The organism is Gottfriedia sp. NPDC057948, assembly GCF_042887255.1.
In the GTDB taxonomy this organism is placed as follows: domain Bacteria; phylum Bacillota; class Bacilli; order Bacillales; family Bacillaceae_G; genus Gottfriedia.
On record NZ_JBHVPN010000004.1, the window covers coordinates 92,056 to 111,347 of the forward strand.

Annotated in this window: 19 protein-coding genes; 9 read left to right on the forward strand and 10 right to left on the reverse strand. The window is 33.5% G+C overall.

What is annotated here, in order from left to right; genetic code table 11:
• Positions 1–37: 37 nt before the first annotated feature.
• Entirely contained in the window at positions 38–1,594 is a 1,557-nt protein-coding gene (locus tag ACFVRR_RS08895) for a bifunctional metallophosphatase/5'-nucleotidase (RefSeq protein ID WP_387327827.1), read from the reverse strand.
• A gap of 600 nt (positions 1,595–2,194) precedes the next feature.
• On the opposite strand from ACFVRR_RS08895, the gene ACFVRR_RS08900 reads away from it, so the two are divergent.
• From ACFVRR_RS08900 to ACFVRR_RS08910, 3 genes are all read left to right on the forward strand, one after another.
• On the forward strand, positions 2,195–3,559 hold the full coding sequence (locus ACFVRR_RS08900) for an aspartate kinase (RefSeq protein ID WP_387327218.1): 1,365 nt from the start codon (positions 2,195–2,197) through the stop codon (positions 3,557–3,559).
• Between the two features lie 76 nt (positions 3,560–3,635).
• Positions 3,636–4,130 carry an Lrp/AsnC family transcriptional regulator gene (locus ACFVRR_RS08905; RefSeq protein ID WP_056475086.1) on the forward strand — a complete coding sequence of 165 codons (495 nt, stop codon included), beginning with the start codon at positions 3,636–3,638 and terminating at the stop codon, positions 4,128–4,130.
• On the forward strand, positions 4,127–5,329 hold the full coding sequence (locus ACFVRR_RS08910) for an aminotransferase (protein WP_387327221.1): 1,203 nt from the start codon (positions 4,127–4,129) through the stop codon (positions 5,327–5,329). The genes ACFVRR_RS08905 and ACFVRR_RS08910 overlap by 4 nt, the downstream gene beginning before the upstream one ends.
• Before the next feature lie 46 nt (positions 5,330–5,375).
• Here ACFVRR_RS08910 and ACFVRR_RS08915 read toward each other — a convergent pair whose 3' ends face one another.
• The 8 genes from ACFVRR_RS08915 to ACFVRR_RS08950 form a co-directional block, all read right to left on the reverse strand.
• Positions 5,376–6,131 carry a sirohydrochlorin chelatase gene (locus tag ACFVRR_RS08915; RefSeq protein WP_387327224.1) on the reverse strand — a complete coding sequence of 252 codons (756 nt, stop codon included), beginning with the start codon at positions 6,129–6,131 and terminating at the stop codon, positions 5,376–5,378.
• Positions 6,132–6,164: 33 nt separating this feature from the next.
• Positions 6,165–6,950: a uroporphyrinogen-III C-methyltransferase gene (cobA, locus tag ACFVRR_RS08920; protein WP_387327226.1), complete on the reverse strand. Its 786-nt coding sequence runs from the start codon at positions 6,948–6,950 to the stop codon at positions 6,165–6,167.
• Positions 6,951–6,966: 16 nt separating this feature from the next.
• Positions 6,967–7,185 carry a DUF3906 family protein gene (locus ACFVRR_RS08925; protein ID WP_097978543.1) on the reverse strand — a complete coding sequence of 73 codons (219 nt, stop codon included), beginning with the start codon at positions 7,183–7,185 and terminating at the stop codon, positions 6,967–6,969.
• Positions 7,186–7,201: 16 nt separating this feature from the next.
• On the reverse strand, positions 7,202–8,824 hold the full coding sequence (locus ACFVRR_RS08930) for a nitrite/sulfite reductase (protein WP_387327230.1): 1,623 nt from the start codon (positions 8,822–8,824) through the stop codon (positions 7,202–7,204).
• Between the two features lie 11 nt (positions 8,825–8,835).
• Positions 8,836–9,432, reverse strand: a complete 597-nt coding sequence (gene cysC / locus ACFVRR_RS08935; protein WP_387327232.1) for an adenylyl-sulfate kinase — start codon at positions 9,430–9,432, stop codon at positions 8,836–8,838.
• 12 nt (positions 9,433–9,444) lie between these two features.
• A complete protein-coding gene (sat, locus tag ACFVRR_RS08940) occupies positions 9,445–10,596 on the reverse strand; it encodes a sulfate adenylyltransferase (RefSeq protein WP_387327235.1) in 1,152 nt (383 codons plus the stop codon).
• Between the two features lie 79 nt (positions 10,597–10,675).
• Positions 10,676–11,377 carry a phosphoadenylyl-sulfate reductase gene (locus ACFVRR_RS08945; protein ID WP_097978547.1) on the reverse strand — a complete coding sequence of 234 codons (702 nt, stop codon included), beginning with the start codon at positions 11,375–11,377 and terminating at the stop codon, positions 10,676–10,678.
• A 123-nt stretch (positions 11,378–11,500) separates the two neighbouring features.
• Positions 11,501–11,644 (reverse strand): YezD family protein, encoded by a 144-nt coding sequence (locus ACFVRR_RS08950; RefSeq protein WP_097978548.1) that lies wholly within the window; start codon positions 11,642–11,644, stop codon positions 11,501–11,503.
• A 316-nt stretch (positions 11,645–11,960) separates the two neighbouring features.
• On the opposite strand from ACFVRR_RS08950, the gene ACFVRR_RS08955 reads away from it, so the two are divergent.
• The 3 genes from ACFVRR_RS08955 (at position 11,961) to ACFVRR_RS08965 (ending at position 15,650) form a co-directional block, all read left to right on the forward strand.
• Positions 11,961–12,386: a divergent PAP2 family protein gene (locus tag ACFVRR_RS08955; RefSeq protein ID WP_387327239.1), complete on the forward strand. Its 426-nt coding sequence runs from the start codon at positions 11,961–11,963 to the stop codon at positions 12,384–12,386.
• Positions 12,387–12,624: 238 nt separating this feature from the next.
• The gene (locus tag ACFVRR_RS08960) at positions 12,625–14,856 is read left to right on the forward strand and encodes an MMPL family transporter (RefSeq protein ID WP_387327242.1); all 2,232 of its coding nucleotides are present in this window, start codon (positions 12,625–12,627) and stop codon (positions 14,854–14,856) included.
• 158 nt (positions 14,857–15,014) lie between these two features.
• Entirely contained in the window at positions 15,015–15,650 is a 636-nt protein-coding gene (locus ACFVRR_RS08965; protein ID WP_387327245.1) for a peptidylprolyl isomerase, read from the forward strand.
• 92 nt (positions 15,651–15,742) lie between these two features.
• Here the strand turns inward: ACFVRR_RS08965 and ACFVRR_RS08970 are convergent, their stop codons facing one another.
• Positions 15,743–16,066 carry a rhodanese-like domain-containing protein gene (locus tag ACFVRR_RS08970; protein WP_082459617.1) on the reverse strand — a complete coding sequence of 108 codons (324 nt, stop codon included), beginning with the start codon at positions 16,064–16,066 and terminating at the stop codon, positions 15,743–15,745.
• A gap of 175 nt (positions 16,067–16,241) precedes the next feature.
• Between ACFVRR_RS08970 and ACFVRR_RS08975 the strand changes: the two genes are divergently transcribed.
• The 3 genes from ACFVRR_RS08975 (at position 16,242) to mntR (ending at position 19,257) form a co-directional block, all read left to right on the forward strand.
• A complete protein-coding gene (locus ACFVRR_RS08975; RefSeq protein WP_097978551.1) occupies positions 16,242–17,075 on the forward strand; it encodes a lipoate--protein ligase family protein in 834 nt (277 codons plus the stop codon).
• A gap of 539 nt (positions 17,076–17,614) precedes the next feature.
• The gene (splB, locus tag ACFVRR_RS08980; protein ID WP_387327250.1) at positions 17,615–18,640 is read left to right on the forward strand and encodes a spore photoproduct lyase; all 1,026 of its coding nucleotides are present in this window, start codon (positions 17,615–17,617) and stop codon (positions 18,638–18,640) included.
• A 179-nt stretch (positions 18,641–18,819) separates the two neighbouring features.
• Positions 18,820–19,257, forward strand: coding sequence for a transcriptional regulator MntR (mntR, locus tag ACFVRR_RS08985; RefSeq protein WP_097978553.1), 438 nt, complete (start codon positions 18,820–18,822; stop codon positions 19,255–19,257).
• The last annotated feature ends 35 nt before the right edge of the window (positions 19,258–19,292 follow it).

The following is a 19,292-nucleotide window of genomic DNA, read 5'->3' on the forward strand; positions in this document are numbered from 1 at the left end:
ATCAAAAAGAAACCGTGTTTTTGGACCTTCTTAAAATCTATTTAATCCGATTAATCCGACCATCAAATGCCTGGATCAATGGTTGCTTTTGTTCCTTCACATAATCTTCAAATGCATCAAAGTCTGTTGGACCTACTACTTTATCTTTACCTGATAGAAATATCGAGAAATTGTCACCGCCATTAGCAAGATAGCTATTAGTAGTGACAGTATAACTAGTTTGTGGGTTAATTGGGGTACCATCTGTTCGCTTGATATTAATTACTTTTTGACCAGAATCTTTTGTATTATCCCAAGTATATTTTAAACCTGATATTTGTAGAATCCGAACACTATCATGTTCCTGCCATTGCTGATTGAGAAGTTCCCGGATTTGTTCACCAGTTAATGTCATTTTAACGAGTTTAATTTTAAATGGTTGGATCGTGATCAATTCATTCAAAGTTACATCCCCTTTTGGAAGATCAGCACGTATTCCACTAAAGTTCATAAATGCGAAATCAGACTTCATTGCAAGTCGTTGTGAATCTGCAATCATATTTCCTAAACTAGATTCTCCATTATGATTCTTCTTACTTAAAATGTCGCTTGCAGCTTTTCCAACGACTTTATTTACGATCGATTCAATTTTAGATACATAATTTTGTATCATTTTTTTTATTTCATGATCTGGTTTAATAACATCTTGGTAGACCATTTTTATACGTGCCTTTTTGTCTACAATATCTTTCGTATTAGGATCAATTGTTAACTGAATATCGGAGAAAGATATTCCATAAGAGTAGGATTGAACAATCAGCTTTCCGTCTACTTCTTTGTTAAGATAAGTATGTGTATGTCCAGAAATTATAACGTCAACTTCATCATCCATTTTTTTTGCCATTCTAACGATTTCACCTGTCGCATTTCCATTTGCTTTGGACTGATTTCCACCATTATGTGCCAGCACTACAATCGTTTTTACACCTTGTTTTTTAAGTGTTTTTACTGAATGATTGATTGCTTTTACTTCATCAATAAACTTTACGCCATCTGTTTTATTTGGTGGTGCAATTTTTGGAGTATCTTTAATTACGACGCCTATAAATCCAATCGGTACGCCATTAATATTTTTTATACCGTATGGAGGCAGAAGGGTCTTACCAGTTTTAACGTCGATAACGTTGGCACATATATACGGAAAATTTGCCCCAGTAAAATAACCAGTTTTTTGATTGTTTCCGCCTCGGATCAACCTCAACATTTCATTCACACCACGATCGAATTCATGATTTCCTAGAGTCCCATAGTCAAAACCCATCTTGTTTAATACATCAATTGTAGGTTCATCCTGAAGAAATGAAGAGATTGGAGGACTACCACCAACCATGTCACCAGCATGAACTAAAATAGTATTTTTATTTTCTTTTTTCTTTTGATTCAAATATGCGGAAAGATATGCTACTCCGCCAACATTTCTGCCGTTAAATTTTCGAGTCGTATCTAATTGTCCATGAAAATCATTAATGCCAAGTAATTGTACTTGAATGAAACGGTTCTTATCTTTCTTGGTGTTAATAGGAATGTTTCTTGCAGCCGGATTACCAGAAACCATAAATACTCCTGCAGATACTGTAGTCGTAAGAACAAAAGCAAGAACTGCTTTTTTCAATACGTTCCAATTCAATATATTCTCCCTCCTAAATCGCTAGTAGGTTACTTACTAAGAATAGGGAAGAATTGTTAAAGTTACTTTGCTCTAGTGTGAATTTTCAGTTAAATTTAAAAACTGGCTATTACTACGCACCTAAGAAAAATTAAATATTTTTAATATTATTTATAATTGCATTTTTATACAATATTAAAATGGATAAAAAGTAATATAAGGCATAAAGGAAGAACTGGGGAGGAGGAGGGGCTAAAGAGTAATAGAGTCTTTAAAAACTACTAGTATACCTTTACCCTTGCTTTCTCCATTATCTACATTTAATTCCTTGCTTTAATAAACCTAAACTTTACCCTAAAGAATCTATAATTTCTTATTGCCATTCTTTTCACTTGATTGAATAAAAACCCACAACAATATCAAATTCTTTTTGTAACATACTAAAATTTCCCAAAAAACTTATTAATTGGTGTTGATTTTTTCTCGCATAAGGAGGATAATTGTAACATTATTTTTAACTGAAAATTAACTAAATTAGGGGTAATAAAAATGAAAATCGTAAAGTTTGGTGGGTCTTCATTAGCCACTTCGGGACAAATTGAAAAAGTATTTCAGATTGTTACATCAGATGTTGAGCGTAAAATTATCGTTGTATCTGCACCAGGTAAAAGATTTCCAGATGATATCAAAGTTACCGATTTACTAATTAGTTGCGCACAACTTGCTCTACAGGGAAAGGATTATTCGAAAGAATTCCATCAAATTATTCAAAGGTATTCCGAAATTGCAAGTGGATTAGGTTTATCTGAGGATATTATGAATGAAATTTCACTAGGTATCGAACTTTCTTTAAGTAGTGAAAAGGATCATCCTGCAAGATATATGGATGCTGTTATGGCATGTGGGGAAGATAATTGTGCTAGATTAGTAGCGTCATATTTTCAGTTAAAAGAACTTGAGGCAAGTTATATTAATCCAAAAGAAGCAGGTTTATTTGTTACAAATGAACCAGGACATGCCCAAGTTTTAGCGAAAAGCTATGAGAACTTATTTGAATTGAGAAAAAAATCTGGAATTCTTATTTTCCCAGGATTTTTTGGCTATTCAGAAGATGGACATATCGTTACATTTTCTCGCAGTGGCTCAGATATTACTGGTTCTGTTGTTGCCAACGGAGTTAAAGCTACTTTATATGAAAACTTTACTGATGTTGATGCAGTTTTTTCTGTAAATCCTACGATTATTCGTAATCCAAAGGAGATTAAGGAATTAACTTATCGAGAAATGAGAGAGTTATCATATGCAGGCTTTAACGTATTTCATGACGAAGCATTGATCCCTGCCTTTCAAGCTGGAATTCCAGTAAACATTAAAAATACGAATAATCCAATAGCTCCCGGTACACGAATCGTTAAGGAACGTACGTTATCAAACGGTCCTTTAATTGGGATCGCGAGTGATAATGGATTTTGTAGTATATATATAAGCAAGTATTTAATGAACAGAGAAGTAGGATTTGGGCGTAAATTATTGCAAATACTTGAGGATTATCAGATTTCATATGAGCATCAGCCAAGTGGAATTGACGATATATCGATTATTATTCGTCAAAATCAATTACCAGTTGAATTAGAATTTCAAATTATTAATCGGATCCAAGATGAATTAGATGCTGACCATGTGGTCGTTGAAAGAGACCTTGCTTTGATCATGTTAGTAGGTGAGGGGATGCGTCATAATGTTGGTACTACTGCAAGAGCAAGTATAGCGTTAGCAAATGCGGGAATAAATATTGAAATGATAAACCAAGGTTCTTCAGAAGTAAGTATGATGTTTGGAGTAAAATCATATGACGAGAAAAATGCAGTACAAGTTATTTATGAAGAATTCTTCTCAAAAGTGTCATCTAACTAATTTAATTAAATATAGATGAATAGAATGAACATTTAACGTAATTCCATAAAATGGAATACATAAGGAGTATAAGAATATGACAGAAAAAGAAATACAATTACTTCAGTGTATTGAACAAAATGGACGCTTAAGTAATGACGTGATAGCAAAAATGATTGGAGCTACAGAAGAAGAGGTAGCTGATATATTAACAAAATTTGAAAACGATCGTATTATTCTTCAATATATTACGCTTATTGATTGGGGAAAAGTTCCAGTTCAAGAAAGTATAACTGCTATGATTGATGTAAAAGTAGCTCCAAAACGTGGCGTAGGGTTTGATGAGATTGCTGAAAAAATCTATTTATACCCAGAAGTTAAATCAGTTTATTTAATGTCCGGAACATATGACCTATCGGTTGTAGTTGAAGGGAAAACAATGACATCAATTGCATCATTTGTATCCCAAAAACTATCGACTTTAGAATCTATCTTATCAACGACTACCCATTTTATTTTAAAACGTTATAAACATGATAGTATCGTATACGGTCAAAAACAAAGCGATAAGCGCATGGTGATCACGCCATGAGTAAATTTAATTTATCAAATACAGTAACTACACTACAACCATCTGGGATTCGAAAGTTTTTTGATTTAGCGGCTAGTATGGATAATGTCATTTCACTTGGAGTAGGTGAACCTGATTTTGTCACGCCTTGGAATGTTAGGGAAGCTAGTATTCATTCGTTAGAAACAGGACATACGGCATATACTTCAAATGCTGGACTGCTAGAATTACGCCAGGAAGTAAGTCGTTATTTTGCTAAGAAATTTGATGTGCATTATAGTCCAGAAGATGAATTAATTATAACAGTAGGGGCAAGTCAAGGGATTGATATTGCTTTAAGAACAATTTTAAATCCTGGGGACGAAGTAATCGTTATTGATCCATGCTTTGTTTCATATGCTCCTTTAGTTTCACTAGCAGGCGGTGTTCCAGTGCATTTATCAACGACGGGAGAAGAAGAGTTTAAAATCAATCTTCAAGCGTTGAAAAAGAAACTTACACCGAAAACAAAAGCGATCTTACTTTGTAATCCTAATAATCCAACAGGTACTCTACTAGAAAAAGAATTATTAGAGGATTTAGCCGTATTTGTTAAAAAACATAATTTAATTGTCATTTCTGATGAAATTTATGCTGAGCTTGTTTATGATGGCCAATATACAAGCTTTGCAAATATCGAAGGAATGCGAGACCATACAATTTTAATTTCTGGATTTTCTAAAACATTTGCAATGACAGGCTGGAGACTTGGAATTGTTGCAGCACCTTCGGACATTATTTCTCATATGCTTAAAGTTCATCAATATGCAATTATGTGTGCACCAACTATGTCACAGCATGCTGCAGTTGAAGCACTTCGAAATGGAGATCATGATGTAGAAGCAATGCGACGCAGTTATATGCAACGTCGTAATTTTCTTGTGCAATCTCTTCAGGAAATTGGATTATCATGTCATCTTCCTGGTGGAGCTTTTTATGTATTCCCATCAATACAGAATACGGGCTTAACATCAGAGGAGTTCGCTGAACAATTATTATTAAAAGAGAGAGTAGCGGTCGTCCCGGGAAATGTTTTTGGAGATTGTGGTGAAGGGTATATTCGATGTTCTTATGCAACTTCATTAAATCAATTAATTGAAGCTACAAAAAGGATTAATCGATTCTTACAGACTCTTCCAACTTACCAACCAACAAATTTTATTAAAGTTGAAAGTAAATAAATGAAAAATAAAAGCTCTTGTTTTCTATTTGAGGAAACAAGAGCTTTTATTTTATTGCAGTATATAATTCCTTTGTTTGAGCTTCAAGTATTCTTTCAGTAAAAATTGATGTAATTAAGTGATCGTACCCTAAGGTTTCACATAATATCCAGTTATATTGCATTTCTAGAGGTAACGAATTAATTTTTTCTTTTAATTCATTCATAAGAGTTCCTGAAAAAAATAAATACGGAACGATTATTACTTGATGATTTTTTTCTGTCAATAGTTGATTCCATGCTTCGTGAATCGACGGCTTTGAAACGGCCATAAAAGCGGGGAGAATAGGATGCTTTAAATTTGCTTCAAGGAGTTTAACGATTGAATTGAAATCATTTATCGTTAATGGATCACTACTTCCTCGTCCAACTAGTAGTATTTTAGTTGGCTTTATTAAATGCTTAACCTTTTCATTTATTCGCTTTTGGATTAATTCGATCATATTTTTGTGTATTCCGATTGGAGTGGCAATTTTTATTTTTATGTGTGGATATTCCTTTTGAAATTTCGCGATTTCAAGAGGAATATCCACCTTTGCATGATTTGCAGAAAGGAGTAAAACCGGCAATACTGTTACCGATTTTGCTCCTTTACGCAAACAATTCTCTAATCCTACTGAAATTGATGGTTCTGCGAGTTCAATAAAACTAATTTCTTGAACAGGGCAATCGATTTGTTTTTGTACTTTTTTAACAAATTGTATGGCTGAATGGACAGCCGATTTTACACGGCTTCCATGACATACATATAAGATTGCATCCATTCTAAAGCACCTCATTCCATTTTAAGGGAGAATTTATAGACTAGAATAATTAATGTTTTTCTGTTCAGTGATCACGTTATAGTTAGTCTCAAACCATTGTAATTGATGGTGTAATTTAACGACTTCTCCTACGATAATCATACTAGGATTAGTTATTTTTTCTTTTTCAACGTCTGTTATTACATTTTTTAATGTACTAATGACAGTTCGCTGTTGTTCAGTAGTACCATAGTGAATCAGGGCAACGGGTGTGTCTTGATGTTTTCCATTTGAAATTAGTTGGTGACGAATATACGGTAAGTTATTAACCCCCATATAAATTGCTAGTGTGTCAATGCCTTTTGCTAAAGAGGCCCATTTAACTGTATCCTCTTCTTTGCAATGACCTGTTACAAAAGCAAAGGAACTACTATAATCACGATGTGTGACAGGTATACCAGCATAAGCTGGAGCTGCTATACCTGATGTAATGCCAGGAACGATTTCAAAGGAGACACCACGTTCTACAAGATAAGTTGCTTCTTCCCCACCACGACCAAAAATGAAAGGATCTCCACCTTTTAATCGAACTACGTTTTTTCCTTTTTTTGCATACTTCACTAAGAAAGCATTTATTGTTTCTTGTTTTAATGCATGGTAGTTTGGGAGTTTACCAGCGTATATTAATTCGACGGATTCTTTTGCATACTCTAATAGTCCCTTATTAACTAGTCGGTCATATATAATGACATCTGCATTTTGAATGCACTTTAGTCCTTTTACAGTAATTAGATCAACATCTCCTGGTCCAGCACCAACTAAATAAACTTTTCCAATCATTCCACACACCTCATCATCATCGTTTACTTAAAACTTCTAAATCTAAAACAAATCCACCACTTTGACTAACTTTCTTTTTTTCATACATCAGTAGTTCTTTAACGTCCGGTTTCTTAACATAAAACTTTTCAAGTTCTGTATCAACTAGTTTAAATGCTTTTTCATCATCGCTTGCTAATATAACAATAGGAACGATACGGCTTTCGATTGTTGCCTCAAATCGATATAAAAACATAGGTCACCGACTTTCTTTAAGATGCATTGACAGTTTCAAGAATGGAAGTTAAATAGGTTTGTAATTCTTCAATTCCAACTCTTGAAACATAATCTAAAAAGGTTTCTGAAGGTAGTTTATTTTCGCTAAAGTGCTGCAAGAATTTTTCTAATACTAGGTGGAGGGCAGGGGATTCAACCTTCCCTTTTAATTTTTCATTTAATTTCCCACCGTTGGCTAATGTTCCACCTACATAGATTTCAAAAGCCTCTACTAATTCTTTTTTATCATTACGAGCCTTAATTCCTTGAAGTCCGATATCAGCGATTGCTCTTTGACCACAAGAGTTAGGGCAACCAACCATATGAATTCTAACAGGTACATCCAAAGTAATTTTTTCATCTAAATAAGCAGCTGTATCCTTCATACGAGCTTTCGTTTCGACTAAAGCTAAATTGCAGTATTCACTTCCGGTACAAGCAACAGAGTAACCAATAAATTTTGGCGGTATTGGTGTGAATTTTTCAAGTATTGGTTCTTTCAATAATTCATCAATATTTTCAGTTGGAATATTTGGCAGAATTAAATTTTGTGAATTACAATTACGTATTTCACCATTACCGTATTTTTTAACAATTCTAGCTAACTCAAAAACTTCCTTAGAATGCAATCTTCCAACAGGTATACTTAATCCAACATAATTTAATCCTTCTTGCTTTTGTGGTTGAACTCCATAAAAATATCCTGCATTCCATGACTCTTCAAAGCCAGTTCCTTTTGTTAATAGCTTACCTGTATATCCTTCTAAAACTTCTTTAAACTTTTCAACGCCCCAATCAGCGACTAAAAACTTTAAACGAGAGTGATGGCGTTTCTCACGGTACCCATAATCTCTAAAGATTGTAGTAACGGCGATTGCAATTTCCTTCACTTGATGTGGTAACAAGAAAACATCTAGTTCTTGAGCTAAATGTGGAGCGGAAGAAAGCCCTCCACCAACTTTTAAATGGAAACCAGAAGTTTCTTTGCCGTCAATTTCTTTAATAGCCGGAATAAATGAAATGCAGTTAATTTCTGCATTTGATGCATTATTTTTATTAGTACTGATCGACATTTTATATTTTCTAGGTAGATTGGAGAACTCCTCATTAAACTGAAAGAATTCATAAATTTCCTTTACGATTGGTGTAGTATCAAATAATTCATTCGGATCGATCCCTGCAAGTGGATTTCCTACGATATTACGTGTAATATCACCACATGCACCAGCACTAGATAGCCCAACTTTTTCTAAACGAGTGAAAATATCTGGTATTTGATCAATTGTTAACCAATGAAATTGGATCGCTTGTCGGGTTGTAATATCATATACATCTCGACCATAATCACGAGCGATTTCTGCTAATGTTATAAGCTGTTCATTTGTTAATATGCCAGACGGAACATTAACTCGCATCATAAAATATCCGGCTTCCTTTGGTTTTTGTAAATAGCATCCAGCCCACTTGAATAAATCCCATTGATCTTTTGGAATTGATTCAAACCCATTTTCAGCATAGTAGGGGATGTCATCATAAATTTTAAGTCCATCTTTAACGAGTTTCTTTTTTTCAGTTTCATTTAGCTTAAGATTATCTTTCCAAATTTTTTCAAATGCCATCCAACATCACCTTACCCAATATAATTTTTACTCTTTAAAAATTGTATTATTGTTTCAACACATTCTTGTACAGATTGCTTATCAGTATTTAATGTAATTTCTGGATTTATTGGTGCCTCATACGGAGAACTGATGCCCGTAAAGTTTTGAATTTCACCATTTTTTGCTTTTTTATAAAGTCCTTTCGGATCTCTACTCTCACAAGTTTCAACGGAGCATTCTACGTAAACTTCAATAAACTCGTCTTGTTCGACTAATGACCGAACGATATTTCGATCAGCAATAAAAGGGGAGATAAAAGCCGTTAAGACAATTTGCCCGTTATCAACAAAAAGTTTTGCTACTTCACCAATTCGTCTTATGTTTTCAGTTCTGTCAAAATCAGTGAAACCTAGATCTTTGTTTAAGCCGTGACGAATATTATCACCATCTAATACGTATTGTTGAACATTTAGATGGTATAAGGCTTTTGCTATCTCGTTAGCAATCGTCGATTTACCTGAAGCAGATAAACCAGTAAACCATAAAATACAGCTGTGGTGTTTGTTTTTTTGTCGACGATCTTCTTTTGAAATACTAGCCTGATGCCAAACGATATTTTTAGACATTCAACTTTTCTCCTATTCTACAGAAATTGATTCAGGTTCTTTTAAACCTTCAATTAGTACTTCAACAACTTCTTTTCTACTAAAAGCAGAAGGAGGAAGTTCACCTTTTTTTAGCATTTCACGAACCTTCGTACCTGATAATGTTACGTGATGCTCGCTACCATGCGGGCATGTTTTGGTTGATGCCATATTCTCGCACTTTGTGCAATAGAAACTATTTTCAAAGAATAGGAGAGAGATTCCTAATTCATCTTGCGAAAAATTTTGAAAGATTTTTTGTGCATCATAAGTTCCGTAGTAATTGCCAACGCCAGCATGATCACGCCCAACAATAAAATGTGTACAGCCATAATTTTTTCTAACAATCGAATGGAACACAGCTTCTCTCGGTCCCGCATATCGCATAGCGGCAGGGAATACGGCTAAAAATACGCGATCAGAAGGATAATAGCTTTGAAGTAAGACTTTATAGCTTTTCATTCGGACTTCTGCAGGAATATCGTCCGATTTTGTCTCTCCAACTAATGGGTTTAAGAACAAACCATCTACAATTTCTAGTGCGGTTTTCTGAATATATTCATGGGCACGATGAACTGGATTACGAGTTTGAAACCCAACTATTTTCTTCCAATTTAATGATGCAAAATTTTCTCTCGTTTCTTTTGGACTTAAATAATGTTCAGTAAATTGAGTACGATTAATTTGTCTATTAACAGTTACTTCGCCACCTAAATAAACATCGCCACGGGAATACATTTTTGCTACTCCAGGGTGGTTTGTGTCAGTAGTACCATAAACAAACTGTGCCTCAAGTAATTTGTTAGGTGTATAAATATCATCAATCTTTAACAATCCATACACATTATTTTCAAAAGTTAGTTTAACTTGTTCTCCTAGTTTTAGATTGCTAGCTATTTGTCCACTCACAGGAAGGGTAATTGGAATACTCCATACAGTCCCGTCTTTTAATCTCATTGTGCTTACGACTTGCTCATAATCATCCTTTCCTAAATAACCAGTAAGGGGACTATAAGCTCCATTTCCAATTAATTCTAGATCACTTAACGCAATTAAATCTAAAGGAATTTCCTTCAAACCATCCTTAACAGTAACTTCTGGATTAAATCGATTAATTAAGACTCCGCCATGTGGGGGTAAACTCATTTCTAAACACTCCTTAAAATTTCCTATTTTAATAGTTAGTAAGAATAAACCTTCATTTTTTAGCATCTAATATAGACAACTAATCATGTAATCCACATTCAGTTTTCTGTGAACCAGACCAACGACCAGATCGGCTATCTGAAGAATTTGAAGCGGGTAATGTACATACCTCGCAACCAATACTTGGGTACCCTATATCGTGTAATGGATTGTATGGGAGATTTTTGTAATATACATATCGCCAAACTTCCTTCCAAGTCCAATGGATTAAGGGGCAAATTTTAATTGAACTGAACTTATTATCAAGATTAAGAAATTCTGTTTTTTGTCTTGAAGGAGATTGTTCCCTTCTTAAGCCTGACACCCAGGCTGGAGCACCTTTTAGAGCTTCTTGAAGTGGTAAGATTTTGCGAATATTACAGCACTTATTTGGTTCACGCTTCCATAACTCATCTCCATGAATACTAGCTTGCTCTTCTAAAGTTAGACTTGGTGTTTTCTTTTCTATTTGTAAGCTTGGATATTTAGCTTGCACGCGGTCTATTAATTCATAAGTTTCCTTGAAATGTAGGCCGGTCTCTAAGAAAACAACCTTTGCATCAGGTTTTACTTTTGAAATTAAATCAATTAATAAGATTCCCTCAACTCCAAAGCTACAAGCATAAACTAAATCATCACCATAGGTTTTGTAAGCCCATTCGAGTACTTCAAGTGCACCTTTTGTTTCATTATCAATCGAAAAGTCAGGTATACTTTTCTCATTCCAATTTTCAAATCTCATTTACTTTTCCTCCAATTGACATAAGAAGCCAAGTTATCCTAAAAAGAAAAGGCAGCTCAAATCTACATTTTTCATACGTAGACTTGAGCTGCCTCTAGTTTTTCTAGTCAGCAGGAACCCTATTTACTTTAATCGAATTTTTTCTTGTTTTTCTACTTGAATAATTCTCCCATCTTGAACGACTAATGTGATTGTTCCAAATCTTAAACCATTAAGTAATGATTCCACGACCTCAATGATGGGTGTTAAGTCGTTGGTTTGGCTCATGAGCTTCCTCCTAGATTTTAATTACAACTAAGTCTATCAGAATTATATGGATTGTCAATTTCAAAAATGATAATTTATTAAAAATTTATATATTTCATAATCTTGTATTATGTGATTAAAATTCTCCATTATATGTCAACTATTAAATAAAAATAATAAGTAAAAAACATAATAATATTGATACAAAAGTAAATCTGCTTTACATTTTAATATTTAACAAAAATAATTTTGTTCTTATAAGCTATTAATGAATATACAATTATTTAAGAAAGATAATAATGGAATAACAATTAGTTACACTTAAAGGAGGTTCCTTTTGACAATTCTACATAACGAGCCATTAATTTCAGCTATTATAGCGTGGTTTATTGCGCAGTTTTTAAAGGTCATTATCCATTTATTTAAAGAAAAAGAATTTGATATATCTAAGTTTTTTGCTTCAGGTGGTATGCCAAGTTCACATTCCTCAACAGTTACTGGATTAGCATTAAGTGTTGGATTAACACAAGGTTTTGGAAATGTTACTTTCGCAATCTCAGCAATTTTTGCGACGATTATTATGTATGATGCTTCAGGTGTAAGATTGGCAGTTAGTAAACATGCAAAGTTATTAAATGATTTTTTTCATGGAAGAATTAAAAATTATAAAGCATTAAATGAACTAGTAGGTCATACTTCATATGAAGTTGTTGTTGGAGCATTAATTGGAATCATCATTGCCATCATAGTTTCAAAATTTTAACGCTCTAATATAAATCATTTGATTTATATTATGGGCGTTTTTTTACACATTGATAAAAGATTAATGGCAACGAGGCAGACTTTACGACGGGGTGGCAAATACCCTCTGCGTCTTCGCTTTAAGACTTTAATCGAGAGAGTTTTCTTTCTCTATTTTCTGACTCAAAATATAAATCAATAGGCGAATTTACATCAGTTTGATAAGATATTGGTAGGATATGTAAATAAGGAGTGGAAGAATGAAAAGTACAGTAAGTGAAAATAGTGCTTGGAAAAAGGTGGGTCGATCGATTTATCAATTCCGGTATATTGTTATTGCAATTTTAGCTATATTTTCAATCATTCTAGGTATTTATTCGAAGCATTTACCTGGCATTTTAGATGGAGATGGTTTTAGGACACCTGGAGAGTATGAAAAAGCTAAGAATGTGCTAGAAAAAGAATTTGAACAATCGCCAGATTCACTCATCATTATTCTCGAGCGAAAAAAGGGTGCCACAAGCGTCGAATTTCAATCTGATATTGAACGGATTGTGAAGGAAGTTCAAAAGGAAAAGAATATAAAACAATTTCATCATCCTCTAATAAATCCGGGAATGAAAAACGATAATATTGCCTACTTATCTCTTTTATTTAATGAGAAGGATCACGATAAGCTTGTTGATCTAAACAATAAATTCGCAAAAAAAGTAGAGTCTTTTTCAAATGATACTGTAAAGGTAGGGACAACTGGATTTACAATCATTAGTGATGTAATGAATAAAACTAGTCAAGAAGACTTAAAGAAAGCAGAAATGATCGGTGTACCGATTGCGTTTATCGTCCTATTTTTTGCATTTGGAAGTTTAGTTGCATCTGCAATTCCAATTATAATCGGTATGATAAGTATTTTAAGTACATTTGGAATTTTATTTTTTATAGGTAAGCATGTTGATTTATCAATCTTTGTCTTAAATGTTGCACCGATGATTGGCTTAGCATTATCAATCGATTTTGCCTTATTATTCGTAAGCCGTTATAAGACTGAATTACAGAACCATTCAACAGTGAAAGAAGCAATTAGTATAACGTTTGCAACTGCAGGTAGAGCGATTATATTTTCTGGTATTTGCGTATTTATAGGGTTATCAGCTCTGTATTTCATAAATATTGATTTATTTAGAAGTGTCGCAATAAGTGGTGCAGTTGTTGTATTAGTTAGTTTATTTTTATCTTTAACTCTTTTACCAGCAGTCCTTTCAGCTCTTGGTAAAAATATTAATAAAGGTACGTTAAAATCCATTGCGAATCGAAGCCAAGACCAACAACAAGCAGTTTGGAGAAAATTTGCAAATTTCGTTATGAAAAGACCAATCATCATGGCACTAACATCATTAATCATTTTAGGTCTTTTCGTCATTCCAATTAGGGATGTGCACTTAAATATCCCTACAATTGATGCATTACCAAAGGATGCAGCGTCGAGAATTAATTATGAAAAATATCAAAAAGCTTTTCTTCCGGAAGCTCAAAAACATGGAACAATCTCAATTGTACTAGAATCTAATACGGACTTTTTAAAGCAAAATAATGTAAATGCATTAGATAAAATACAGAAAAAGCTTGAAGATGACAAAAATGTTTATGAAGTTAAAAGTGTGTTGAATGCAGTTAATTTAAACGCTCAGCAATTATTACCTGCTTTAAAATCTCCAAACGCATCAAAAATTCAGCCTGCGATTGATGCCTATATTAAAAAGAATAAAACTTATATTCAAGTATTCTTGAATTCTGATCCAAAATCAGAAAAAGGGAAGCAATGGGTAAGAGATTTTGAAGATAAATACAATGGGAAAATTGAAGGACTTGACTATACTATAGGTGGTCAAGTGAAATTTGAACAAGAATTATTTGATGAAATTACAGATAATATTGTATACGGTTTACTTGTAATAATGGTTAGTACTTTTATCATATTAATGATTGCATTTAGGTCCATTATCATTCCAATCAAAGCGATCTTAATGAATGTATTATCTTTAAGTGCAACGTTTGGAATCATTACTTGGCTATTCCAAGGTGGTAATTTTGGCTTACCTCAATCTGATATCATGTTGATTTTGCCAGTGTTTGTCTTTGGATTAGTTTTCGGTTTAAGTATGGACTATGAAGTATTTTTAATGTCGAGAATGCAAGAGCTATACTATGAATCGGGAGATAATACTTATTCAACAAGAGAAGGGTTAGTATCGACGAGCCGTATTATCACATCAGCGGCATCCATTATGATTGTTATTACAGGGGCATTTGCTTTTACTGATATGGTACCCGTTAAACAGATGGGAATCGGGATTGCTATAGCCATTTTCTTGGATGCTACAATCGTTCGTTTAGTTTTAGTTCCTAGCTTAATGCAGTTATTTGGAAAATGGAATTGGTGGTTTCCATTTACAAAAAATAAAATCGATGAACCATCTAGACGAGTTGGATAAATCAATTAAAGAAACTGTTATTCATTTCATATTTGAGTAGCAGTTTTTTATTTAAGTGAACTAACTTGTTCTGTGTAAAAATTCCCAATTTTTCGAAACTATAGAAAATACATGGTCAAATTTGGTAAACTAAAAATGAAAGAGGAGGAGTAGTAAAAATGTTAAAAAGATCAATAAGGGCAATTTTAATAAGCTGTCTTGTATTAACAATCAGCTTATTAGCAGCATGTGGTAGCAATAATGAAAAATCTGCAAATGGTAAAAAACATGGGAAATTACCAATTGCAACAATAAAGGTAAAGGATTACGGTGTCATTAAAGCTGAATTATATCCTAATATTGCACCAAATACAGTAGATAATTTTATATCACTAGCAAACAAAGGCTTTTATAATGGATTAACATTCCATCGAGTTGTTAGAGACTTCGTAATTCAAGGTGGCGATCCTGAGGGAACTGGTGGCGGTGGCCCAGGATATGCAATTGATGGAGAATTTACATCAAACGGCTTTAAAAATAACTTGAAACATACAACAGGTGTACTATCTATGGCACGAACTGGTGATCCAAATAGTGCTGGAAGTCAATTTTTCATAATGGCAAACGATACACCTGACCTAGATGGGCAATATGCTTCATTTGGTAAAGTGACAGAAGGAATCGATATTGTTAAGAAAATTGACGCAGTTGAAGTGGATTCAATGGAAAAACCTGTTACTCCAGTAATCATCGAGTCGATAAAGGTAGATACAAAAGGTGAGAAATACGCTAAACCAAAAACTCATAAAGAATAAAATCGTCCTTGAGCTTGGTTTTAATGACTTCTACATAAAACTAAAAAAAACTACTTCAAAAAAATGAAGTAGTTTTTTCATTATTAAATGGATTATAAACCTTTTTTAATTTTACCAGACCAAAGTTTGTAGCCGCCTTTAAGTTGGTAAAGTTCTGTTACACCTTGTTTACGTAAAATACGTGCAGCTTGTCCTGGACGAACACCCATTTGATCATATAAATAGACTGCCTGATCTTTACGAATTTCTTTTGAACGCGTTTTTAATTGTGCGAACGGAATATTTCGAGCACCTAATATATGGCCGTTCTTAAAATCTTCTTGATCACGTAAGTCAATTAGCTGAGCTTTACGGTAGCCAGCACGAAATTCTTCCTCAGATAACGTTTTTATTAAACGTTTTTGGTAGAAATACATAACTGTTGAGTATACAATGATACCTAGTACGACAAAAATTATTGGTAAAAACTGACTCAAATTTTTCAACACCTTTCAATTACCTACTTATCTTATTATAATTCTCTAGTAGGATTGTGCAAGAAACTTTCATTAAAAAAGTAAAAATTTATCGAAAAATGAGGAGATTTTCAACATGACAAAGACAAAGTGGTATTTTATTAATAGCGGAGTAAAATCAGGTAGCTATAATATGGCTCTTGATGAATGCTTAATCAAGTGGCAAAGTGAAGAAGGTTTTCTTCCAACACTGCGTTTCTATGAATGGGAAAATCCTACTGTAACAATCGGATATTTCCAAAAAAACCAAGAAATAAGCTTAGAAGCATTAAAAAAATACAATGGTGATTTCGTAAGACGCCAAACCGGTGGAAGAAGCGTGCTTCATCACGATGAATTAACTTATAGCGTAATTGTCCCAGAAAGCTACCCAAATATGCCAGTATCTGTTACAGAAGCATATCGAGTGATTTCAATGGGGATTTTAGAAGGGTACAAGCTACTTGGTTTAGATGCTTCTTTTTCTGTACCAAAAACTGCTGAAGAAAAAAATGAATTAAAAAACCCAGCAAGTGCCGTTTGCTTTGATGCGCCATCATGGTATGAAGTTGTTGTAAATGATAAAAAAATTGCTGGAAGTGCTCAAACGAGACAAAAGGGCTCAATTCTTCAGCACGGTTCAATTCCTTTAAATATTGATGTTGATATGTTATATGACTTATATATTTTCTCTTCAGACGCTGTGAGAGAGAGAATGAAAAAACGATTCTTAGATCGTGCAACTTGGATCAATGCAGAAAGTTCTACTCCTAAAACAATGGCTGACCTGTATGAAGCATTTGAAAAAGGCTTCGAAATTGGTTTAGATATTGAGTTAGTATCTTATGAATTAACAGAGGCTCAAGAGAAGGAAGTACAGGATTTAGCTGCTACTAAATATGGTACTGAGGAATGGAATTTACGTAAGTAGTTTTTTATTGAAAGCCTTTATGGCTTTCTTTTTTTTGCATTGAGTTTTGGGGGAGCAAATAAAAGAAGTAAGGGTGCAAATAAATGAGGTGAGAATGCAAAAAAATTAGAAGTGCAAATAAAAATGGTCAAAGTACAATTAAAATTCAATAATCGCAAATAAAAAAGGCAAAAGTGCAATTACATTTCGAAAACCGCAAATAAATATACGGAAACTGCAAATACATCAAAGATACACTGATACGGCTAAGGGTATCCCAACGGGGTTTAAGCATAATACATTTCATCTTTAACACAAAATTTTAGTGGAACCCCTAAAATGTAGTGCAATTCTATAAAAAGTTAACCCTTTTTTTAATAAATTGATCCGATTTTTTTAAAAAATTGCAAATCCAGCATTAAATTACCCTCAATCCATTCAAATTTAGGCATCAACGAAAAAATAAAGGAGCATCAAAAGAGAAACTTCCTACCTTTTCCACTGTTTTAATTCATATCAAGGTTAATACTAAACAAAAAAGTTGAGAAGGAGTAGATTATATGAAGCCTTTTATACCAAAGCTTGTTTATTTCGAGCCCCAAGCTTTAGAGTATCCGTTAGGAAAGGAATTAAAGGAGAAATTTGAGCAGATGGGTTTAGAAATAAGAGAAACAACATCGCATAATCAAATTCGAAATTTACCTGGTGAAAATGATGTGGAAAAATACCGGATTGCTAAGTCTACTTTAGTAGTTGGGTTGCGTAAGACTTTAAAGTTTGAAACATCTAAACCTTCAGCGGAATATGCAATTCCACTTGCTACTGGCTGTATGGGGCATTGTCATTATTGCTACTTACAAACAACGCTTGGTTCCAAGCCTTATATTCGGGTATATGTAAATTTAGAGGATATTTTTGAGCAAGCCCAGAAATATATAAAGGAACGCGAGCCTGAGATTACACGGTTTGAGGCTGCGTGTACTTCTGATATAGTTGGCATAGATTATTTAACACATTCTCTAAAGAAAACGATTGAATTTATTGGTGAAACAGAATACGGTCGTTTACGATTTGTAACGAAATTTCCACATGTAGATCATTTACTTGATGCAAAACATAATGGAAAAACAACATTCAGATTCAGTATTAATTCTAGGTATGTTATCAAAAACTTCGAACCCGGAACTGGTTCATTTGATGAGAGAATAGAAGCCGCGAAAAAAGTTGCATATGCAGGATATCCATTTGGGTTTATTGTTGCACCGATTTATATGCATGAAGATTGGGAAGAGGGCTATGAGGAGCTTTTTATTCGATTAAAGGATGCATTAGGTGAATTGGCAAATGAGAAGATGACATTTGAGCTTATACAGCATCGGTTTACTAAGCCTGCCAAAAAGGTGATTTTAGAGAGGTATCCTAATACTAAACTTGAAATGGATGAAGAGAAAAGGAAATATAAATGGGGTAAATATGGAATTGGAAAATATGTTTATCAAAAGGAAGAGGCTGCTTCAATTGAAGAGACCATTTCGGGTTATATAAAAAAGTATTTTCCAAATGGAGAAGTTCAATATTTTACTTAATGAAGTGTATCTATTTTCTAGGTACACTCTTATTATTTTCATCATACTCTTATACAATGAAGATCTATTATCATTTAAATGTGTTCATGTTAATTGCACTTTTGGTTTATGTGTTGTATCATTTTATTGATGCTTATTGTAACGGAATAAAGTTTGAATAAGTGTATTGGAGGAAGAACATGCCCACACCTAGTATGGAAGATTATATCGAACAAATTTACCTTTTAATTGAAGATAAAGGGTATGCTCGTGTATCTGATATTGCTGAAGCATTATCAGTACACCCATCGTCAGTAACCAAAATGGTGCAAAAACTAGATAAAGACGATTACTTAATTTATGAAAAATATAGAGGGTTAATCCTAACCGAAAAAGGTAAAAAAATGGGAAAAAAACTTGTCTATCGCCATGTATTACTAGAGCAATTCTTAAGAATTATTGGTGTGGATGAAAACTTAATTTATCAAGATGTTGAAGGAATGGAACATCATATGAGTTGGGAAGCAATTGATCGAATAGGAGAACTTGTACAATTCTTTGAAGAAGATAAAAATCGAATTGAAGCATTAAAATATATTCAAAAATCGAATGAAGAGCAATCGAATTCAAAAAAATAAGAAGACTGTGTTTCGAAATAGAGCACAGTCTTTTT